The sequence below is a fragment of the Rhizorhabdus dicambivorans genome (assembly GCF_002355275.1).
Taxonomy (GTDB): Bacteria; Pseudomonadota; Alphaproteobacteria; order Sphingomonadales; family Sphingomonadaceae; genus Rhizorhabdus; species Rhizorhabdus dicambivorans.
On sequence record NZ_CP023449.1, the window covers coordinates 3,770,756 to 3,790,397 of the forward strand.

Annotated in this window: 19 protein-coding genes; 7 read left to right on the plus strand and 12 right to left on the minus strand. The window is 66.7% G+C overall.

The window, feature by feature from the left end:
• Positions 1–286: 286 nt before the first annotated feature.
• The gene (locus CMV14_RS17730) at positions 287–1,342 is read left to right on the plus strand and encodes a sensor histidine kinase (protein WP_408014387.1); all 1,056 of its coding nucleotides are present in this window, start codon (positions 287–289) and stop codon (positions 1,340–1,342) included.
• A complete protein-coding gene (locus CMV14_RS17735) occupies positions 1,332–2,069 on the plus strand; it encodes a LytR/AlgR family response regulator transcription factor (RefSeq protein ID WP_066962401.1) in 738 nt (245 codons plus the stop codon). Before CMV14_RS17730 ends, CMV14_RS17735 begins: the two co-directional genes overlap by 11 nt.
• Before the next feature lie 102 nt (positions 2,070–2,171).
• Here the strand turns inward: CMV14_RS17735 and leuB are convergent, their stop codons facing one another.
• The 4 genes from leuB to CMV14_RS17755 form a co-directional block, all read right to left on the minus strand.
• Positions 2,172–3,215 (minus strand): 3-isopropylmalate dehydrogenase, encoded by a 1,044-nt coding sequence (gene leuB / locus CMV14_RS17740; RefSeq protein WP_096367781.1) that lies wholly within the window; start codon positions 3,213–3,215, stop codon positions 2,172–2,174.
• A gap of 74 nt (positions 3,216–3,289) precedes the next feature.
• Positions 3,290–4,021: a DNA repair protein RecO gene (gene recO / locus CMV14_RS17745; protein WP_066969873.1), complete on the minus strand. Its 732-nt coding sequence runs from the start codon at positions 4,019–4,021 to the stop codon at positions 3,290–3,292.
• A gap of 58 nt (positions 4,022–4,079) precedes the next feature.
• Positions 4,080–6,002 carry an excinuclease ABC subunit UvrC gene (gene uvrC / locus CMV14_RS17750; protein WP_066969871.1) on the minus strand — a complete coding sequence of 641 codons (1,923 nt, stop codon included), beginning with the start codon at positions 6,000–6,002 and terminating at the stop codon, positions 4,080–4,082.
• A 53-nt stretch (positions 6,003–6,055) separates the two neighbouring features.
• On the minus strand, positions 6,056–6,319 hold the full coding sequence (locus tag CMV14_RS17755) for a hypothetical protein (protein ID WP_066969869.1): 264 nt from the start codon (positions 6,317–6,319) through the stop codon (positions 6,056–6,058).
• Between the two features lie 172 nt (positions 6,320–6,491).
• Between CMV14_RS17755 and CMV14_RS26865 the strand changes: the two genes are divergently transcribed.
• Positions 6,492–6,650: a hypothetical protein gene (locus CMV14_RS26865; RefSeq protein ID WP_176488990.1), complete on the plus strand. Its 159-nt coding sequence runs from the start codon at positions 6,492–6,494 to the stop codon at positions 6,648–6,650.
• A gap of 57 nt (positions 6,651–6,707) precedes the next feature.
• Here CMV14_RS26865 and CMV14_RS17760 read toward each other — a convergent pair whose 3' ends face one another.
• The 5 genes from CMV14_RS17760 to CMV14_RS17780 all read right to left on the minus strand — a co-directional run bounded on the left by CMV14_RS17760 (position 6,708) and on the right by CMV14_RS17780 (position 9,324).
• On the minus strand, positions 6,708–7,325 hold the full coding sequence (locus CMV14_RS17760; protein ID WP_066969867.1) for a F0F1 ATP synthase subunit B family protein: 618 nt from the start codon (positions 7,323–7,325) through the stop codon (positions 6,708–6,710).
• Positions 7,326–7,338: 13 nt separating this feature from the next.
• Positions 7,339–7,830: a F0F1 ATP synthase subunit B family protein gene (locus tag CMV14_RS17765; RefSeq protein ID WP_066969865.1), complete on the minus strand. Its 492-nt coding sequence runs from the start codon at positions 7,828–7,830 to the stop codon at positions 7,339–7,341.
• Between the two features lie 74 nt (positions 7,831–7,904).
• Positions 7,905–8,132 (minus strand): F0F1 ATP synthase subunit C, encoded by a 228-nt coding sequence (locus CMV14_RS17770; protein WP_012050658.1) that lies wholly within the window; start codon positions 8,130–8,132, stop codon positions 7,905–7,907.
• A 46-nt stretch (positions 8,133–8,178) separates the two neighbouring features.
• The gene (locus tag CMV14_RS17775; RefSeq protein ID WP_066969863.1) at positions 8,179–8,964 is read right to left on the minus strand and encodes a F0F1 ATP synthase subunit A; all 786 of its coding nucleotides are present in this window, start codon (positions 8,962–8,964) and stop codon (positions 8,179–8,181) included.
• A 39-nt stretch (positions 8,965–9,003) separates the two neighbouring features.
• Entirely contained in the window at positions 9,004–9,324 is a 321-nt protein-coding gene (locus CMV14_RS17780; protein WP_066969861.1) for an AtpZ/AtpI family protein, read from the minus strand.
• A 343-nt stretch (positions 9,325–9,667) separates the two neighbouring features.
• Here CMV14_RS17780 and CMV14_RS17785 point away from each other — a divergent pair, with 343 nt between their 5' ends.
• The 3 genes from CMV14_RS17785 (at position 9,668) to CMV14_RS17795 (ending at position 13,870) form a co-directional block, all read left to right on the plus strand.
• Positions 9,668–11,503, plus strand: a complete 1,836-nt coding sequence (locus tag CMV14_RS17785) for a TOL_0244 family TonB-dependent receptor (RefSeq protein WP_192876294.1) — start codon at positions 9,668–9,670, stop codon at positions 11,501–11,503.
• Between the two features lie 103 nt (positions 11,504–11,606).
• Positions 11,607–12,158, plus strand: coding sequence for a TOL_0243 family YfiR-like periplasmic protein (locus CMV14_RS17790; protein WP_066969857.1), 552 nt, complete (start codon positions 11,607–11,609; stop codon positions 12,156–12,158).
• A 5-nt stretch (positions 12,159–12,163) separates the two neighbouring features.
• Positions 12,164–13,870 carry an ATP-binding protein gene (locus tag CMV14_RS17795; RefSeq protein WP_066969877.1) on the plus strand — a complete coding sequence of 569 codons (1,707 nt, stop codon included), beginning with the start codon at positions 12,164–12,166 and terminating at the stop codon, positions 13,868–13,870.
• A 28-nt stretch (positions 13,871–13,898) separates the two neighbouring features.
• On the opposite strand, the gene CMV14_RS17800 is transcribed toward CMV14_RS17795, so the two are convergent.
• The 3 genes from CMV14_RS17800 to CMV14_RS17810 form a co-directional block, all read right to left on the minus strand.
• On the minus strand, positions 13,899–14,285 hold the full coding sequence (locus CMV14_RS17800; RefSeq protein WP_066969855.1) for a YdbL family probable chaperone protein: 387 nt from the start codon (positions 14,283–14,285) through the stop codon (positions 13,899–13,901).
• Positions 14,282–14,479, minus strand: a complete 198-nt coding sequence (locus CMV14_RS17805) for a YnbE family lipoprotein (protein ID WP_066969853.1) — start codon at positions 14,477–14,479, stop codon at positions 14,282–14,284. The genes CMV14_RS17800 and CMV14_RS17805 overlap by 4 nt, the downstream gene beginning before the upstream one ends.
• Positions 14,480–14,543: 64 nt before the next feature.
• Positions 14,544–17,666, minus strand: coding sequence for an intermembrane phospholipid transport YdbH family protein (locus CMV14_RS17810; protein WP_066969851.1), 3,123 nt, complete (start codon positions 17,664–17,666; stop codon positions 14,544–14,546).
• A 185-nt stretch (positions 17,667–17,851) separates the two neighbouring features.
• On the opposite strand from CMV14_RS17810, the gene CMV14_RS17815 reads away from it, so the two are divergent.
• The gene (locus CMV14_RS17815) at positions 17,852–19,639 is read left to right on the plus strand and encodes a hypothetical protein (protein ID WP_066969849.1); all 1,788 of its coding nucleotides are present in this window, start codon (positions 17,852–17,854) and stop codon (positions 19,637–19,639) included.
• Positions 19,640–19,642: the final 3 nt, after the last annotated feature.

A 19,642-nucleotide genomic window follows, 5' to 3' on the forward strand; every position in this document is an offset into this window, starting at 1 on the left:
CGAGATCGAAAAGAAGAACGCCGAGATCCAGCGCGTCCGCAAGGCGGCCGAGCAGGAGCAGAGCAAGACCGGCAGCGCGATCAGCCGGGAGGTCGACGCCGCGCGGCGGGAAGCGCTGCGCGAGGCCGAAGCGGCCCGGCGCGAGGCGTTGCGGGAAAGCTTTGATGCCCAGAGGGAGGCCTGGTCCGCCCAGCGCGATGCGTATCGCGAGGCCTTCGCAACCTATCGCGAGAATTTGCGGGAGGCCCGGCAGGCGGCCGAGGAGGCCAAGCGCCACGGCGTCGACATCGACATCGACGGCATCCTTTCGAGCATTCCCGCTCCGCCCAAACCGCCGGCTCCGCCGGTAATGCCCCACATCGCCAGCGGGGCCGGGACAGGAGCCGGTGCGAATGCCGGCGCGACGCTCCGGCCCATGCCGCCTTCCCCGCCTGCCGCGCCGGCCACTCCGGCGCCTGCGGCGCCTGCGCCCAAATCGGTGCAGATCAAGATCGACCCCTCCAAGATCGTGATCCCCAATCCGGTGATCGCCGATCCTACCCCGGGCACGGTGATGATCCAGGTGGGTCAGGCGCCCGACCCGCACAGGGAGAAGGACCTCAGCATCGCCGGCCAGATCGCCGACCAGGCGCTGAACGGCTATTTCTTCTTCGCCGCCTGGGGCGCGCTGTTCCTGGCGCTGACCTATGCCGCGGCGGTTCGCGCCGCCGAGCGCGAGGCCGCCGGCTATCGTGCCGCCGCGCGCGATGCCGAGCTCCGGGCGCTGCGCTATCAGGTCAACCCGCATTTCCTGTTCAACACGCTCAACTCGCTCTCGACGCTGATCCTGAAGGATCATCGCGACGAGGCCGAGAAGATGATCCTCAACCTGTCGACCTTCTTCCGCACCAGCCTGACCGCCGATCCAACCGAGGACGTGGTACTGGCCGAGGAGATCAGGCTGCAGCGCCTGTACCTCGACATCGAGGCGGTACGCTTCCCCGAGCGGCTGATCGTCGAGATCAGCGTGCCTCAAGCGCTGGCCAATGCGTGCGTGCCCTGCTTGATTCTCCAGCCGCTGGTCGAGAATGCGATCAAATATGGCGTATCACGGGCCAAGCGCCCCGTGACGGTGAAGATCAGCGCGCGCGAGGATTCGCACGGCCTGGTCCTGAGCGTCGAGGACGACGGCGACCCGCTGGGCGACGACGACAAGCTGCACGGCACCAGCGTCGGCCTGAAGAATGTCAGCGACCGGCTGAAGGCCCGCTTCGGCGACGAGGCGGCGTGCCGTTACGGGCCGCTCGCCAATGGTGGTTTTGGCGTCACGCTTTTCATGCCATTGATCAGGAATGGCCTCTGATTCACCCATAAGAACCCTGGTCGTCGACGATGAGCCGCTGGCGATCGAACGCCTCCAGATCCTCTGCGCGCGCGAACCGCTGATCGACCTGGTCGGCACCGCTTCCGATGGCGAGGCGGCGCTCCGCCTGATCGAAGCGCTGGAGCCCGAGATGCTGCTGCTCGACATCGCGATGCCGGGCCTCGACGGGATCGGTGTCGCCAAGGCGGTCGAGAAGCTCGACCGGAAGCCCGCGATCATCTTCTGCACCGCCTTCGATCAATATGCGGTGACAGCGTTCGACCTGTCAGCCACCGACTATCTGCTGAAGCCCGTGGCGCAGGACCGGCTGGCGCGCGCCGTCGCGCGGGTGATAGAGCGGCGCAAGGCCCCGCCCGAGGAGAAGGGTGCTTCGGAATACGCCCAGGAATTCTGGGTACCGCACCGTTCCGAGATGATCCGCATCGCAGCGCAGGACATCGATCGCATCGAGGCCGAGCGCGACTATATGCGGCTGCATGTCGGGGCACGCAGCTTCCTGCTTCACCAGACGATCACCGAACTTGAGCGGCGGCTCGATCCCGCGCAGTTCATCCGCCTCCACCGATCGACGATCATCCGCCGCGACCGCATCGCCCGCCTGAGCCATGACGGCATGGGCGTGTGGCATGCGGTGCTGACCGACGAGGAACGGATCCGGATCGGCCGCACCTATCTGCCAGCGGCCCGGACGCTGATGGGGCGGTAGGGCAAGCGTCGCCCCGGCGGAGGCCGGGGCCGCAAGAGACTGGCGATCCGGCCGTCGCAGGAGCCGATAACGGCCCCGGCCTCCGCCGGGGCGACGGAAATGTCAGAGCGCCGCCAGCACCGCGTCGCCCATCTGGGTGGTGGTCAGCTTGCCGCCCAGGTCCGGGGTGCGGGCGCCGTTCTCCAGCGCCTTGGCCACCGCCATGTCGATGCGATCGGCCTCGGCACCCATGCCGAGCGAGTAGCGAAGCATCATCCCGGCCGACAGGATCGTCGCGAGCGGATTCGCCTTGCCCTGGCCGGCAATGTCGGGAGCAGAGCCGTGGATCGGCTCGTACAGACCCTTCTGGTTCGAATCGAGCGAAGCCGAGGGCAGCATGCCGATCGAGCCCGCGCACATCGACGCCTGATCCGACAGGATATCGCCGAACAGATTGCCCGTGACGATCACGTCGAACTGGCCGGGATTGCGCACCAGCTGCATCGCGGCGTTGTCGACATACATGTGGCTCAGCTCAATATCGGGATAGTCGGCCGCAAGTTCGATCACGACGTCGCGCCAGAGCTGCGAGGTTTCGAGCACGTTCGCCTTGTCGACCGAGCAGAGCTTGCCGCGACGCGCCCGCGCGGTCTCGAAACCCACCCGGGCGATGCGGGCGACCTCGTCCTCGTTATAGGACATCACGTCATAACCCTCGCGGCGGCCCGAGGCCGTCTTGCGCATGCCCTTCTCGCCGAAATAGACGTCGCCATTCAGTTCGCGGACGATCACCATATCGATCGCCTGCGCGACTTCGGGGCGTAGCGCCGAGGCGTCGGCCAGTTCCTTGAACAGGGTCGCGGGGCGGAGATTGGCGAACAGGGTCAGTTCCTTGCGGAGGCCGAGAATCGCCTGCTCGGGCCGCAGATGGCGCTCCAGCCGATCGCAATCGGGGTCACCCACCGCGCCGAACAGGATCGCCCTGGCGCGCTTCGCAAGATCGAGCGTCTCGGGGGGTAGCGGATGACCGGCGCTCTTGTACGCCGCGCCGCCGACCGCGCCGGTCTCGTAGCTGAGCTTGTCGCCAACCACCTTGTCGAGCACGCGGACCGCTTCGGCGATGACTTCGGGACCGATGCCGTCTCCCGGCAACAAGGCAATCAACATGGGCGCTTTCCCCCTTCTGGAACCTGGTCGCCGCCCCCTGCCCTGCCATGCGCCGATGTGCAATGCGTTTATGTTCAAGCCAGCCTTGCGATCCGCGTGACCATCCGTTCACGCGCGTCCAGCGCGTCGGCGCGGCGATCGACGAGGATGTCGCGGGCAAGGAAATGACCGGTCAGGCGCAGGCCAGCGACGATATCGGACCAGTTCGTCTCCGCGCCCGCTTCGACCAGAAAGAGCGGGAGCGGAAGCAGCCGACGGGCATAGGGCTCCCCTGCCCCACGCGAGACCGCGGCGCCGCTCTTCGGGCTGACGAAGGCGAGATCGGAACGGGACCCCGTGGCAGTGCAGGCGGACAGGTCGAGCGCGTAGCCGAGTTCGGCCAGCAGCAGCAGTTCGTATCGCACCGCCGCCGCCGCCCAGCCCCGGGCCGACGGCGCATATTCGATAGCCGCAAGTGCGGCATCCAGCATGTCGTAGAGCCGCGGATAAGGCTGCCCTTCGGCCAGCGCGACGGCGGTAAGCGTGGTCAGCCAGTCGATGGCGGCGGCGGCCAGCGGTTCGGCGAGGAGCCCGGCCCGGCTGTGGGTCAGTTCGACGGTGAGGCCGGGAAGCTGCTCCTCGGTTCTGGCGCGAAAATCGGCCTCGACAAGGTTGCCCGGCACCAGCACCGGCCGCAATCGCCGCGAACGACCGCCCCGGACATAACCGGCGAGCAGCCCATTGTCGGGGGTCAGCGCCCGCACGATCGCGCCATGCTCGCCATGCGCGCGCATCGCGCAGATGATGGCTGGAGTGCGGACCTGCATGAGAAAGCTTCAACCGCCTATCGCGGCGCCACGCAAGCTCCGTTCGCACGCCGCCCGATCAACTGGCGGCGTGAAAATGATCATGGATCGCCCGCGCCATGGCCTGGGAAACCCCGGGCGCGCGTTCGAGATCCTCCAATGACGCGGCTCGAACCGCGCGAGCCGTTCCGAAATGCATTAGCAGCGCCTTCTTGCGCGCCGGGCCGATTCCCGGAACGTCATCGAGCGGGCTTCGCGTGAAGTTCGCGGCCCGCTTGGTACGATGCGCGCCGATCGCGAAGCGGTGCGCCTCGTCGCGGAGCCGCTGGAGGTGAAAGAGCAGCGGCGAGTTGAGCGGGAGCATCGCCTCCCGACCGCCCGGCAGATGGAAATGCTCCCGGCCCGCATTCCGATCGGGCCCCTTGGATATGCCGACGATCGGCACGTCCTGGACGCCCATTTCCTCCAGCACCTCGCAGACCGCGCTCACCTGGCCCTTGCCGCCGTCGATCAGCAGCAGATCGGGCCATTCGCCGCTGCGGCGTTCGGGGTCTTCCTTTTCGAGGCGGGCGAACCGGCGCTCCAACACCTCCCGCATCATCGCGAAATCGTCTCCCGGAGCGGTGTCGGGCCGCTTGATGTTGAACTTGCGGTAGCTGCCCTTCCGGAACCCCTCGGGACCGGCGACGATCATCGCGCCGATCGCGTTGGTGCCCATGATGTGGCTGTTGTCATAGACTTCGATGCGTTCGGGCGGCCCCTCCAACTCGAACAGGTCGGCCATCTCCTGGAAGATGCGCCCCTGGGTGGTGGATTCGGCGAGCCTCCGGTCGAGCGCCTCGCGCGCGTTGCGCCGCGCCTGTTCCATCAGTTTGCGCTGCTCGCCGCGCTGGGGAACCTTGATCTGCACCTTGCGGCCGGCGCGTTCGGACAGCGCCTCGGCCAGCAGCGCGCACTCCGCCGGCTCACCGCCGACCAGCACGAGACGGGGCGGCGGCACCTCCTCGTAAAACTGCATCAGGAAGCTCGCCAACACCTCTGTCTCGGGCACATCGGCGGTATGGGCGGGGAAGAAGGCGCGATGGCCCCAATTCTGACCGCCCCGGATGAAGAAGGCCTGGATGCAGACCGTGCCGGCCTTGCAATCGAGCGCGAAGACATCGGCATCGGCGACGCCCTCCGCATTGATCGCCTGGCTGCCCTGGATGAAGGTGAGCGCGCGGAGCCGGTCCCGATAGACAGCAGCCAGCTCATAATCCATCGCCTCGGCGGCGGCGCTCATCGCCTCGCCCAGCTTCTTCTGGACCTGGGTCGACTTGCCGGTGAGGAAAGCCTTGGCGTCGTCGACCAGCTCGCCATAGGCATCCGGGTCGATCCGCTCGACGCAGGGCGCCGAACAGCGCTTGATCTGGTATAGCAGACAAGGCCGGTCGCGATTGGCGAAGAAGCTGTCGGTGCAGGAGCGCAGCAGGAACAGCTTCTGGAGCGCGTTCAGGGTGCGCGTGACCGATCCGGCGCTAGCGAAGGGGCCGAAATATTGTCCCTTGGCGCGTCGCGCGCCGCGATGCTTCTGGATGCGCGGGAAATCATGGTCCTCGCGCAGCAGGATGAACGGGAAGCTTTTATCGTCGCGCAGCAGGACGTTGTAAGGTGGCCGATACCGCTTGATCAGCTGCGCTTCGAGCAGCAGCGCCTCCGCCTCGCTGTTGGTGGTGACGATCGTCATCGAACGGGTCTGAGCGACCATGCGGCTGAGCCGCTTGGGCAGGCGGCCGACCTGGGTATAGTTCGACACACGGTTCTTGAGTGCGCGGGCCTTGCCGACATAGAGCACGTCGCCGCGCGCATCCTGCATCCGGTAGACGCCCGGCCGCACCGGCAGCGTCTTGAGCACATTGCGGATCGCGGCGATGCCAGCGTCGAGATCGGGAGCATCCGAACCGCGCACGGTGTAGACGCTCTTTTCCTCGTTGAACCGGTCGTTCGAAATGGTGTCGCTCACGGCCCCCAATCTAGGGCTCGTGAACCAATGTCGCAACGGCGCTCTCCGCCGGTCTATGCGGAGATCAGCCCGATCATTGCGTCGGGCCGCGATATTCCGGCCACGGCCAGCGCGAAGACCGCTATGCCGCCCCGGACCACAGCCGAGGGCGCCCAGGCGCCGAACAGGCCGTTCTCGCGGTTCCACAACAGCGGCAGGGCGACCAGGCCCGAGACGATCATCCCGCAGATCAGCTCACGCGGCAGCGATTGCGCGAGATGCGCGCGCACCCCGCCCAGCAGCATCAACCACGCCCAGATCCAGCCGATCGCACCCATGATCGGCGTCCTAACCCGGCATGGGTGAGAAAAAGGTAAATGCCCGCCGCCCGGCAAGCCGAGGCCATGGCTCCGGTCAACACCATTTTGCCGGCACCTCGACGCATCGCGCTGGCATGATAGCCGGCCCGCCGCCATCTTCGACATCGATATTCGAAGAGAGGAGAAGCCAGTGCGCAGGATGTGGAGCCGCGAACATCTGATCCGCCGGGTCGATCGATATTATCTCCTCGCGGCCGGCGCGAAACTTCCCGAGTTGAGAAAGCGCTATCTGAAACATGCCCGCCATTATCGCGGCCTGCTGTCGATGACGCTCGTCCCCGCCGCCTGATATGAAAAAGGCCCGCCGATCGCTCGGCGGGCCCTTTCCCAGCTTATATCCGACCCTTCAGAGCCGGACGTCGCCCAGCCCGTCGATCACCTGATCGATCAGACCCTTGTCGGTCTTGGCATCGTTGCGCTCCGCGATCAGCACGGAAGCGGCGGCGGTAGCGGCAGCGGCAGCCTTTGCGCGGACCTCGGCGATCGCGCCACGCTCGGCAGCGGCGATCTTGTCCTCGGCCATCTTGCCACGGCGTTCGATCAACGCGGCGGCGTCGGTCTTGGCCTGGGCCACGATCGCGTCGGCCTCGGTGCGGGCATGTGCCAGCATCTCCTCGGCCTCCTTCGCGGCGGCCTTGGCCTTGGCTTCATATTCGGCCTTGATTTTCTCGGCATCGGCGCGGAGCGACGCGGCCTCGTCGAGATTGGCGCGGATCGAAGCGATCTTCTTGTCGAGCGACGACCCGATGATCGCCGGCACCTTCTTCCACAGCAGGAGAAGGATGACGACGACCATCGCCAGCGAAACCCAGGCGGTGGCGGTCATCCCCAGCGCGGCGGGGTCGACATGATGCTCCTCGGTACCCGCGGCGGCATGACCGACGCTGACATTCTCGGGCATCCCCTCAAGGGCGGCGGCATCGGCCAGATTTTCGGCGACGCTCTGGGAGGCATTCACAGACATGGTGTGTCTCCCCTCAGGCGGCCAGCGCGGCTTTCACCGCACCTTCGGCAGCCGCCTTGTCGACGGTGATCCCCGATACCTTCGCGACGACCTCCTGTGCAGCCTCGGCGGCCACATTCTCGATCTCGGCGAGTGCCTTGGCAGAAGCCGCCTTAAGCGCCACGTCGGCCTCGGCCGCCTTGGTCGCCAGTTCCGCGTCGGCCTTCTTGACGCGCTTCTCGGCTTCGGCGGTCGCCTTCGCCTTGGCGTCCTGCGTCGCTTTCAGAGCGGCGGCGCGGGCTTCCTCGATCTTTGCCCGATAGGACGCTTCGGTCTCGTCGGCCTTGGCACGAGCGGCTTCGGCGGCGGCAAGATCGGAGGCGATCTTCTGGTCGCGCGCCTCCACGGTCGCTTCAATCTTCGGCAGCATCCCCTTCCCGATCACGAAATAGATCAGGCCAAAGACGATCAGGAGCCAGAAGATCTGCGAGGCATAGGTCGCGGCGATCTGGGCGATCTGAGGCATCGGTACTTCCTGTTGGTCGTTGCAGTCATGAGGGGCCGGGCCAGGTGAATCCCGGCCGGCCCCGCAACAAACTGTTAGGCGACGAACAGCAGGATCATCGCTACGACGAACGCCAGCAGGCCGAGAAGCTCAGCGGCGGCGAAGCCGATGAACAGACGGCCCTGCTGGCCATCGGCAGCGGCCGGGTTGCGCAGCGCGGACTCGAGGAACGAGCCGAACACGTTGCCCACGCCCAGCGCGGCCATGCCCACGCCGATGGCGGCCAGACCGGCACCGATCAGCTTTGCGGCTTCTGCGTCCATGATAAACTCCTTAGCGTTAAACAGGTTGATAATAGTCGTTGAAAACTCAGTGCAGGTTGATCGCGTCGTTGAGGTACAGCGACGTCAGCAGCGCGAACACATAGGCCTGGATGGCGCACACCAGCAGTTCGAGCAGGGTGATGCCGATCATCAGGATGAAGCTGGGGATCGAGACGATGGCGACGGTCAGCGCGCCGGCGTTGATGCCGTTGATCACGAAGCCCGCGAGCACCTTCATCAGAATGTGCCCCGCGGTCATCGCGACGAACAGTCGCAGCCCCAGCGAGAAGGGGCGGATCAGGAAGGAAAAGAGCTCGATGAGGAAGATCATCGGGATCATCGGCACCGGCGTGCCATGCGGCACGAACAGCGAGAAGAAATGGAAACCGTGCCTCCAGAAACCGACGATCAGGACGATCGAGAAGCTGATCACGGCGAGGATACCGGTGACCGTCAGGTGGCTCGTCACGGTGAAGGGATGAACGCCGACCACGCCGGTAGGCATCATGCCCAGGATGTTGGCGATCAGGATGAACATGAACAGCGAGAAGACATACGGCGTAAACTTCTTGCCCTCGGGCCCGATATTCGTCGCCATCATGCCCGAGATGAAGCCGGTGAAGCTTTCCACCATCGCCTGCCAGCGGCCGGGAACCAACTCACGCTTCATGCCGCCGACCATGAAGATCAGCAGCGCCGCGAGCGTCACCACCATCCACATCGCCGAATTGGTGAAAGCGATGTTATGGCCTGCAATCACCCAATCCTTACCGAACAACGGTTCGATCAGGAACTGGTGCATCGGATCGATCTTGCCCGATTCGGCTGCCACGCTTGCCTTACCCCTGCTTATGCCAAAAGCGTCCGGAAGCTATTCCGGGCGCTCCTGAGAAATCCGTATGATGTTCCTGAAGGCGACGCCAATCCCTAGGAAGAGCATCACCAAAAGGAGCCAGGGCGTCGTCCCGAGCCAGCGATCGAAGCACCAGCCCAGCAGACCTCCGCCGGCAATCCCCGCGATCAGTTCGGTCAGCACGCGATTGCCCTGGGAATATCCCTTTTCAGGCTTTTTCTGCGCGCTCGCCGTTCTGACCTTCTCGGCGTGCTGGATCGCCCGCAACCGCTCATCGAGCGACGTAAGACGTTGATCCCCCACGCTTTCCGGTTCCTGCCCGGGACCGTTCTCCGTCATGGCGCACACCCTCCCCTTGCGCGGACGGTAGCGTCATGCCGACGAGCGACCCCGCCAAGGCGAGGCCCCTTTAGGAAGGGGGGTCTCCCGAGTCAACCGGGCTGAGGGACGGCACGGGCGCAATAGCATCGCCCGGGATCGAAAGCGTTCCCGGGCATCCGGATTCCAACGCTCCACCGACGGCGCCGCCACCCGGCCGCATCGGGGCTCTCCGCGCTGCCGGGCGATGCCATCGGCTCATCCGTCCCCGCCCCGGGGAACTACGTGTTTTCCGTGGGTTGATGTCGCTACGGAACGCCGTGCATCCCGCATTCGGGGACATCCAGGCAGGGGGGCTGGGAATATGCCGTCGATCGTCCGTCTGCGGGTCCCCGTACGCCTCTGCACGCGCACGGCGATATTAGCGGTGCTTTCATGCTGGACCGGCACCGGAATGGCGCTCGACCTCAACAGCATGTCGATCGAGGAACTTGCCCAGATCGAGGTCACGTCGGTCACCAAGAGCGCCCAGCCGCTGAGCGAGGCCCCCAGCGCCATCTATGTCATCACCCGCGAGGAAATCCTCCGCTCCGGTGCGCCCAATCTGCCCGAGATGCTTCGCCTCGCCCCCAACCTGCAGGTCGCCCAGACCAGCGCGAGCCAATATGCCATCACCGCGCGCGGCTTCAGCGGCAGCCCGGCGGCACAGAATTTCGCCAACAAGCTGCTGGTGCTGATCGACGGCCGCAGCGTCTATACCCCGCTCTATTCCGGGGTCTATTGGGACATGCAGGATATCCTGTCCGAGGATGTCGACCGCATCGAGGTGATCAGCGGGCCGGGGGCGACACTGTGGGGCGCCAATGCCGTCAATGGCGTGATCAACATCATCACCCGCCCCTCGGATGCGACCCAGGGCGCGGTGCTGAGCGCGAATGGCGGATCCAACGAACGCAGTGTGGGCTTTCGCTATGGCGGCAAGGCGAGCGAGGCGCTGTCCTACCGCGTCTATGTGCGCGGCTATGAGGACGACCAGACACGCACGGCGGCCGGCGTTCCGGCTCAGGATGGATGGTCGCGCGTGCAAGGCGGCTTCCGCGTCGACTGGGAGGCATCGGCGCAGGACTCGCTGACCGTGCAGGGCGACCTGTACGATGGCGACCGCAGCCAGTTCGGCGCGCCGGACGAGGATATCGAGGGGCGCAACCTGCTCACCCGCTGGAATCGCGGCTTCGCCGACGATTCGGCGCTGCAGGTCCAGCTCTATTATGACCGGACCGAACGGAAGAGCGGCGGAGGCGGAGGCGGCTTCAGCTTCGAAACCTATGATCTCGACGTCCAGCACAGCTTCGCACTCGGCACACGCCACGATCTGGTGGTGGGCAGCGGCGTGCGCGTCAGCCGCTACGACATCGTCGGCAATTTCGCGCTCGACTTCGAACCGGCCAAGCGGACGCTCCGCCTGGCCAACGCCTTCGTGCAGGACAGCATAAGGATCAGCGATGCCGTGCGCCTTGTCCTGGGCCTGAAGATCGAGGATTACCCCTATGCGGCTTCCGCGCTGCTGCCCAATGTGCGGCTTTCCGTCCGGCTGGGCGAGAGCACGATGGTCTGGGCCGCCGCATCGCGCGCGGTCCGCTCGCCTACGCCGTTCGACCGCGATGTCCGCGAGCGGATCGGGACGACCCTGTTCCTGATCGGCGGCCCCGATTTCACCACCGAGAAGCTCACCGCCTTCGAGCTGGGCGGCCGGGCGCAGCCCAGCGAGCGGCTCTCCCTCTCCGCCTCGGCATTCTACAACCGCTATGACGACCTGCGCAGCGCGGAGTTCAATCTCCTCACGCTATTGCCGCTCGAATGGGGCAATATGATCCGCGGCCGCACCTACGGAGTCGAAGCCTGGGGCAGCTACGGCGTCACCCCCTGGTGGAAGCTGTCGGCAGGAGTGAACGTGCTGAAGGAGCGCTTCAGGTTCAAGCCGGACGCAACCGCGCTGCTGTTGCCGGGCCTGCCCGGGGTGGAGCAGCAGGGCAATGATCCGGAATTCCAGGCGTCGATCAAATCGGCAATGAACCTGGGGTCGCGTGCGACGATCGACCTTGCGCTACGCCATGTCGGCCGCAGGCCGCTGCCGCGGGTCTCTTCCTATGTCGAACTGGACGCACATGTCGCCGTCGACCTCGCCCCCGGCTGCAGTTGACCCTGACCGGACGCAACCTGCTCCATGCCCGCCACCAGGAATATCAGGCGGAGAGCGCCAATCCGGTGACCCGCAAGGTCCTTGCCGGAATCCGGTGGCGGCTATGAGCGCCCGCCGCCTCACCGCTCTGGCGATCGCCGTGATCGCGCTGGCCGGCGGCGCGACGGCGGCACCGTCGGCGATGCCGGACATCCAGGTAAAGGCCGCCTTCCTCCCCAAATTCGCCGCCTATGTGAACTGGCCACCCGGGGCCACCGGTGGCACGAGCGCCCCGATGCTGCTCTGCGTGATCGGCCAGGATCCGTTCGGACGCAACCTGGACGAGGCGGCCGGCAACCAGCGCGTCGACCTGCATCCGATCCAGATTCGCCGCCTCGACAGCACAGCCGGGGCGGAACATTGCAATATCGCCTTCCTGGGCGGATCGACGCGGCAGAGCGCCGCCGCGATGCAGGAGGCACTGCGCGGCCAGCCGATCCTGACAGTCACCGATGCCAGCCTGGGCGCGGGGCGCGGGATCGTTCACTTCGCGCTGAAGGACGGCCGGGTGCGCTTTCACATCGACGATGCGCTGGCAGCCCGCAACAACCTGTCGATCAGCGCGCGACTGCTGAGCCTGGCCCTCAGTGTCAAGTCGCGGACCCGCGCGTCGTGAAGCTGATGGCCGCCCTCCCACGGCCGCGCGCCGCCATGTTCGTGCCGCTGGCCGTGCTGCTGCTGCTGAGTGCAGGCCTGTGGATCATATTCCAGAACGAGCGGAGCTACCGCGCCGAGCAGCAGCACGCCACCGAGGTACAGGCCGACATATTGGCTGCGAGCGTGACCGCCGCGCTCGACTTCGGCGACCCCGCGGCGGCGCAAGAATCGGTCGATGCGCTGCGGGTGAGCCCGCAGATATTGGCGGCCGGGGTCTATGACGTGAAGGGAGTCCAGTTCGCCGGCTATGCGCGCGGCCGGACCCCGCTGCCGGCCCGGTTCGCGGAGATCGGCAAAGCCAAGGTCGCACCCTTCCAGGCGATCGCGCCGGTCATGCGGAGCGGCACGAGGATCGGGACGGTCTATCTCGGCGGCGCGATCGAGCCGCTGTCTCGGCGGCTGGCGCGCTATGCGATGATCGTGCTGCTGGTAGGGATGACCTCGCTGGTGCTGGCGGTGCTGGGCTCCGGCCAAGCCGCACTGCGCAAGGTCAACCAGACGCTGGCCGAGGCCAATAGCGAGCTGCAGTTCCAGATGGAGGAACGCATCCGCACCGAGGAGCAGCTTCGCGAAGCACAGAAGATGCAGGCGCTGGGCAAGCTGACCGGCGGGGTCGCGCACGATTTCAACAATCTGCTCGCGGTGATCCACGGCTCCGCCGAGATGCTGCAGCGACCGAACCTGACCGAGGAGCGGTTGAAAAGGTTCAGCCAGGCGATCATCGACGCCTCGATGCAGGGATCATTGTTGACCGGCCAGCTACTGGCGTTCGCGCGCCGGCAGCCGCTGAAGCCCGAACTGATCGACCTGAACCAGAGCATCCTCAAGATGCTGGTGATGCTGCAGCCCACGCTCGGCCCGCGGATCGAGCTTTCCACCCATCTCGAACAGGGCCTGCCGTCGGTCGAGGTCGACCCCGGTCAGTTCGAGGCGGCGTTGCTCAACATCATCGTCAATGCCCGCGACGCCATGCCCGAAGGCGGCAAAGTGACGATCCGGACGCGCAGCGCCGGCGCGGCGCCAACGGGCGACGGCAGCGTGACGGTGACGATCGAGGACAATGGCAGCGGCATCGCGCCCGACAAGCTCGCCCATGTGTTCGAGCCCTTCTTCACAACCAAACCGGTCGGCAAGGGAACGGGGCTGGGCTTGAGCCAGGTCCATGGTTTCGCTGCGCAATCGGGCGGCGAGGCGCGGATCGAGAGCAGGCTTGGCCGGGGCACGATCCTGACCATGCAGCTCCCCGCGAGCAGCTACGAGCCGTCTGCGGCCGACCCCACGCCCGCCGTAGCGGCAGCCAGCGAAATATCCGGGCGCGTGCTGCTGGTCGAGGACAATGAGGAGGTCGGCAACCTCGCCGAAACCCTGCTGGGCGAGCTAGGCCATGCGGTGCTTCGCGCGCGCAGCGGCTCCGAGGCGCTGGATATCGCCGACAAGGGCACCGCGTTCGATCTGGTGTTCAGCGATGTGGCGATGCCAGGCATGGACGGGCTGGAACTCGCCGGGGCACTCAAGCAGCGGCGCCCTTCGCTGCCGATCATCCTGACGACGGGCTATAGCGAACATATCTCGGTGGCGGGCACACGGGGTTTTCCGCTGGTCCGCAAGCCCTATCATCTCAAGGCGTTGGCCGATGCCGTCGATCAGGCGCTGGCCACGGCCCGCGCCTGATCCGCCCGGCTGACAACCACGCCCCCGATCAGCCGCAATAATCGGGGGTGATCGATTCCGATCCGACGCGGGTGCGCCAGCCGCCGTCCTTGAGCTTATAGGCCTGCCCGGGCTTGACTGCGCGCAGCGTGGAACAGGCGGTTGTCTGGGCGAACTGGTCGACCGTCACGTTACGGGCGGCGGCGATCTGGGTATAGCCGGCGCGGCGCTTGATGTTGATCGCGTCCACGGCGTGCTTAAGATCGCCCGAAGGAGCCGAGACAAAGCCGATATAGCCGTCCCACTGCTCGCCGATCGTGCCGGCGGACAGCGCCTGCTCGACGATCGGATCGGCGGCGAGCGCGGGTGTGGCCACGGCCAGCGCGGCGGCGATCAGCGTGGTCCTGGACCACATGGCATTAAACGGGCGCATCATTTCGGAAACAGCTCCGGATTGTTGGCGATGAAATCGTCGGCGTCCTTCTGGAGCCGAACGACCACCTCCTGCTTCACATTGACATTGAGGTTGATCTCGATCGGCTTGTCGGGCGCCGCGACGTTGATGCAGCCTGGCAGCATCAGGACCGCGACGGCCAGCGTACCCATCGATGCGAGCTTCGTACCTGTCATCTTCCGAGGCTCGCATTGCAACGCTTCATCGTCAATGTGGCTATGTTCATCGCATGCTCTCGCTTTACCGGGGCTGAATGGAGGTCGGGGGCGTAACGGGATCGACGGGCTGGGCCTGTACAGCCCCCGAAGCGGTGTTACGCAGCACGATCGAGGGATCGACAAAGGTCTGCGCCGAATTGACCAGCCCGCGGAACGGCGCCGTAATGGTGATCTTGAAGCGGAAGGGCAGCCGGGTGACCGGGGCCAGAATGCGGCCGACGATGCCGCCCCTGCGCACGGTTTCCTGCGGCTGGTCGTTGGTACCGTCGAAGCGGACCTGGCTGACGATCTCTCCGTCGAGGCTGCCGTTGAGATCGATCGTCAGCCGGTCGTAACGCATCGACTTCAGCGCATCGAAGGCGATTCGTGCCATCCGGCCGAGATCGGCGTTGGTGACATCGCCGACATAGGAGAGCGTGCCGCCTCCGGGCCGCACCCTGAGCACGCCATTTTCGATCCGCCCGCCCTGCGCATCGAATATGATTGGCAGGACGCCATCGAACTTGCCGGTAACGGCGATGTTCTTGAACTCGAGCTGCTGGACGAACGTCGCCGCATCGAGGCCGTCGATCCGGAAGGTCAGCCTCCGCGCGACGGGCTGCCCCATGTCGAGCACAGTCGGCTCCAGGGTGAGGGTGCCGCCGGCGAAGGGCCAGCGGCCATCGGCAACCGCCAGCTTGCGGTCGGGCAGGATGCGATAGCGGATCACACCTTCAGTGACCGCGACGCCCGGGTTGACCTCGGCGATGCGCACCTGCTGGTCGGGGGCGGTGACAAGGCCAAGCAGGTCGGTGAAGCGGATCGTGCCGCTCAGGCCCGTGACCGGGCCAAAGGCGGCGGCGAGGTTGAGGCCATCGGTACGGAACTCGCCATCGCTTACGACATTCCCGCCGGCCCAGCGAATTCGCCCCTGTCCGTTCAGCGTGCCATAGACATTGGCGATCATGCCGAGGGTGAGCGGGGTGACCGCTTCGGGCTGCAGCGCCTTGCCGAACCGCAGCCGGTCCACATCGAGCACGGCGTCGCCCGCGCCCCGTGACAGATCGTGGCGGACGGCAACCTTGGTGACTGCTACGCCCGATCGTGGTTCGCGCAAGGTGGCGGTGGCGGCGATGCGGCCCCCGAGCAGGACAAGCCTGACGTCGCTGGAGACGAGCTGACGCAAGCGCGGCGACGCCGTCTCGGTATCGTCAACCTTGATGCCGCCGTCGAGGGTGAAGCGACTGCCGGCAAGCGCCCAGCGCCCCGCCCCGTCCGAGATCAGCAGGGGAACCGCCGCGAGCTTGCCAGCCGCCTCCTCGAAGCGGCCCGACAGGCCGTTTGCGCCGGCCTGACCGTCCAGCATGGCGACATCGAGCCGGGTCGGCGCCATCGGATCGCCCAGCCGAACCGCAAGCGCATCGAGCCGGAAACCCGGCCGCGCCACCGCGATGTCGAGCGAGCGCGCGGCCAGCGTCAACGGCTGACCGCCCACCGCGCCGCGCAGCCGGGGTGCCGCTATCCGGGCACCGCCATAAATGCGGCCGGCAGCGGTGCGCCCGAGCAACGCGCCCTGAACCGGGCAGACCGGCAGGCTGGCCCGGCCGATCACGGTTCCAGCGATAGCAAGGCGGTTGAATGCGAGCGGCGCGCAGCCTGGATTGAGCGCGAAACGCCCGTCTCCGGCGAAGGCCAGCCGGATCGGCAGATCCAGCCCCTCGATACGGCCGTCGGCGAGGGGACCGTCCATCGTCACCCGAGTCGAGACCAGGGTCTCGCCGCGCCGGCCCGGGCCGAACAGGATCGGGGCGAAGGCCAGCCGCGCGCCCGCGGCGCGCGTCGGCGCGATAGTCGCAGACCCGCTCAACGGCGCGCCCGGGACGGCCTGGCGCAGGCTCATCGACAATTGGGGTAGACCGCCGCCCGACAGCTCGATGCTGGCATTCGCGACGGCGCCGCCCTGCGGCCAGCGCCAGCCCAGGCCTTCCGATCCCTCGGACCGCACCAGCAGGCGCCCGCCGCCTGCAGCAGCCCCATCGATGCGCTCGATCCGCAGGCCGCCGCCTTCTGGAGCATGACTGAGGGAGAAGGCGGCGATCCCGTCGACCCCGCGCGCGGACCGCCGCAACGCCTGCCCCCATGCCGCCAGCACGGGGCCGACGGGAACACCGTCCACCGCCAGCTGTCGCGCGATGCGATCAACTACCATCGGATCGAGCCTGCCACTGATCAGACGCAGGTCGCCTTTCGCCGACGCAGTGTGCGCTCTGGGGTCGGCCTGCCAGTCGGCAGCCAGCACCAGGCGATCGGCGGCCATAGCGGCGTGGCGGAGCCGCTCCGCACCAAGCCGCGCATTGCCGGCCAGCCGCTTCGGCGAAAGATCGAAACCGACCGATCCGAACAGGCGCCCTGCTTGCGTCGGACCGGCGATCAACTGCCCCCGTTCGATCCCGAGCGTCCCGCGCCAGCGCGTGAGATCGCCGTCGCCGCGCGCGTCGATCGCAAGCGTGGGCGCCATGATCGTCGCCTGGGGACAGCCGATTCTCCGCGCGCTTGCCGGCCCCTTGGCGAAGGGTTTTCCCCCCGCCATATGCAGGCCGATGCGTGCCGTGACGCCGGTGACGGTACATCCTCCGGCCGCCAGGCGATCCGAACCCAGGTCGAGCGTGCCGCGGAATCCGTCCTTGAGATTGCCCCGGCCATCCAGCGTCGTGCGAACCATCCCCTGGGGTGTATCCACATCGAAGCCCATCCTGCGTGCGGTGAGACCGATATCGGGCAAGGCGAAGGGCTGATCGCTCTTCGTTTCCGGCAGCAGTCGGTCGATCGCGCCCAGCGACAGCTTTCCGTCGACCAGTCGCCCCCGCAGCCGCACGCCGCCGGCATCGATCGCGCGGACGCGAACCCCTGTCAGCCCGACGGCCAGTTCGATCTCGGCCCAGTCGGCGGTCAGATCCGGGTGGGCGGGGTCGCCGATGCGGATGGCCTCGATCCGCTGGGTACGAAACCCGACACGGGTGAGGCGATAGCTGGCCGGCACCCCCTTCGCCGCCAGCGCCTCATCGATATAGGAAGCGGCGATGGGCGTCCGCTCGGTCCATAGCCAGACTGCACCGCCAACGAGCAGCACCGTCCCAGCACCGATCGCCAGCAGCGGGCGGGACAAAACTCTGGACGCAACCTCCATCAGCGCAGGCTAGGGGCCAAATGCGTGTCCCGCAATGGCGGGCGCGCCTTCCAGAACATGGTTAACCAACCCTCAACACCTTGCCCGCATAACGGCACGCAGAGGAAACAGATGCCGCGCGGGGCCGGTTCCGCGCCGGCTTCCCCGGGTCCGTGGAGAACCGAGTGTCGATCCAGAATGCCAACGCCCTCGTCCAGCGGCTGGGCCCCTGCCGCATCGCGCTCGACCGGCAGGCGCATGCCGATCTGGCCCGCGAACTGGCGCTGATGGGTTGCGAGACAATCGACGTATCCGCCCTGTCCGCCGCCGCCCGGAATCGTGGAACGACCGCAGGCTTCCTAGCGTGGACCCAGCCAGATGCGGGCGCGGATTTCGTGCAGGCGCTTCGCCCCTTCCGACAGACGGACATATTGGTGTTGCAGAGCGCGGGCCAGGATCGCCCCGCGCTGGAACGCACGTTGTTCGACGCCGGCTGGCAGCGCCACCCGGGCGGGATGGCGATGGGAGATTATTCGTCCTGGACGGCGGAGATGATGCCCGGCGCGACGCTGTGGCAGCGTGCGAAGGGCAAGGATCCGTCGTGGCTGCGCAAGGGCGTCGAGGCCGATGCGCTGATCGCCCGTTACGTGGCGGCGGCAAACCATGTCCGCCCCGGTGATCGCATCCTGGTTGACGGCCAGGGATCAGCCGATGGCAGCGCAATCCTGATGGCGCTGTCGCGCGGCGGATCGACGGTACGGGTGTCGAAGGACAGGGGACAGTGGAACGGCGGCGGCGAGACCGTCGATGCGGGCCTGAGCCGGCTGGCCGATCACTCGATCGACCTCATCGTCGCGCTGGAGCCTGCCGTTCCCGAGGATTGGATCGCCCGGCTCGACGATTATGCGCGGGTGCTGAAGCATGACGGCCGTATCGTCATCGGCTGGCAACAGCGCGCGGACGACCCCGCATGCCCTTCCGACTGGGCCAGCTTCAGCGATGCCGTTTCCGAATATTTCCTGCCCGAGAAGCGCTATGTGCAGTTTCCGGTCAGCCCCAATCCGGCAGGGCCCCACGCCATCATGGCCGTGGAGGCGGAACAGGCCGCCGCCACCGAATGGCTGATCATGGTCGCCTCCGCCAACCCGCTGATCGGTGCGGCCGCTGCCGAAACCTACGACAATCCGGCCTTTCCCGCCGCCAGGGGACCGCTGCCGGCCCTTGTCGATTTCGGTGCGGCCTATGATAATCCCTGGCTCTACCGCAGCCTGGTGCAGATGGGTGAGCGGATCGACCATGAGGTCAAGCTCGCCCGGCTCGCCGAATGCGTGATCGAGGATTCGCGGGAGGATTCGGCCGATCGCGGCGCCGCCATCGCGGTGCTCGGCTATCGTGTGCTGGAGATGCGCCGCGCCGACCTGGCGATGGCGATGCTGCCACTGATACAGGCCTATGCCGGCCGGCACCTGGCGGAGGACACGCCCGTCCATGTGCGCCGCTGGCGCATCTCGCTCGCCTTCCTGGCGGGCCGGCTCAACGAGCTGATCGAGGATCGGGCTGCCGCCAGGCGCTGGTATCGCGAAGCGGCCGAAGCCGACTGGGCAGACTTTTCGCCGCTGCTCGCCACCAAGACCATCGCCGCCTCATTCTACGAGGCGCGTATCCATCTTGCCGATGGGGATCCGCAGACCGCGCTCGCCTGCTTCCGCCATGGCGCCGACACAGCGCTGAAGGCCGCGGCTTTCCCGCACGAACAGCAGATGGGCGCCGACGGCCAGCCGCTGCCCTTCTACCTGCAGGAACTGGCCGAGGTGATCGACATGGGATCGCAATGCGCCAACGCGCTCGCCCATTTCCCGCTGTGGCAACGCGACCCGGGCCTGTTCTGGCGCCAGGTCGACATACGCCGTTTCGGCCTCGCCTCCTGGGCGCGCGACCTGGAACGTGAAAATGCGCAGCTGCGGGCTGCCTGAGGG

Excerpts from the sequence above, each read along its gene's own strand:
- leuB (WP_096367781.1), bottom strand. The coding sequence starts at position 3,215 with ATGTTGATTGCCTTGTTGCCGGGAGACGGCATCGGTCCCGAAGTCATC.
- CMV14_RS17735 (WP_066962401.1), top strand. The coding sequence starts at position 1,332 with ATGGCCTCTGATTCACCCATAAGAACCCTGGTCGTCGACGATGAGCCG.
- CMV14_RS17805 (WP_066969853.1), bottom strand. The coding sequence starts at position 14,479 with ATGACAGGTACGAAGCTCGCATCGATGGGTACGCTGGCCGTCGCGGTC.
- CMV14_RS17800 (WP_066969855.1), bottom strand. The coding sequence starts at position 14,285 with ATGATGCGCCCGTTTAATGCCATGTGGTCCAGGACCACGCTGATCGCC.
- CMV14_RS17790 (WP_066969857.1), top strand. The coding sequence starts at position 11,607 with ATGAGCGCCCGCCGCCTCACCGCTCTGGCGATCGCCGTGATCGCGCTG.
- CMV14_RS17765 (WP_066969865.1), bottom strand. The coding sequence starts at position 7,830 with ATGCCTCAGATCGCCCAGATCGCCGCGACCTATGCCTCGCAGATCTTC.
- CMV14_RS17770 (WP_012050658.1), bottom strand. The coding sequence starts at position 8,132 with ATGGACGCAGAAGCCGCAAAGCTGATCGGTGCCGGTCTGGCCGCCATC.
- CMV14_RS17780 (WP_066969861.1), bottom strand. The coding sequence starts at position 9,324 with ATGACGGAGAACGGTCCCGGGCAGGAACCGGAAAGCGTGGGGGATCAA.
- CMV14_RS17760 (WP_066969867.1), bottom strand. The coding sequence starts at position 7,325 with ATGTCTGTGAATGCCTCCCAGAGCGTCGCCGAAAATCTGGCCGATGCC.
- CMV14_RS17785 (WP_192876294.1), top strand. The coding sequence starts at position 9,668 with ATGCCGTCGATCGTCCGTCTGCGGGTCCCCGTACGCCTCTGCACGCGC.
- CMV14_RS17795 (WP_066969877.1), top strand. The coding sequence starts at position 12,164 with ATGGCCGCCCTCCCACGGCCGCGCGCCGCCATGTTCGTGCCGCTGGCC.
- CMV14_RS17755 (WP_066969869.1), bottom strand. The coding sequence starts at position 6,319 with ATGGGTGCGATCGGCTGGATCTGGGCGTGGTTGATGCTGCTGGGCGGG.
- recO (WP_066969873.1), bottom strand. The coding sequence starts at position 4,021 with ATGCAGGTCCGCACTCCAGCCATCATCTGCGCGATGCGCGCGCATGGC.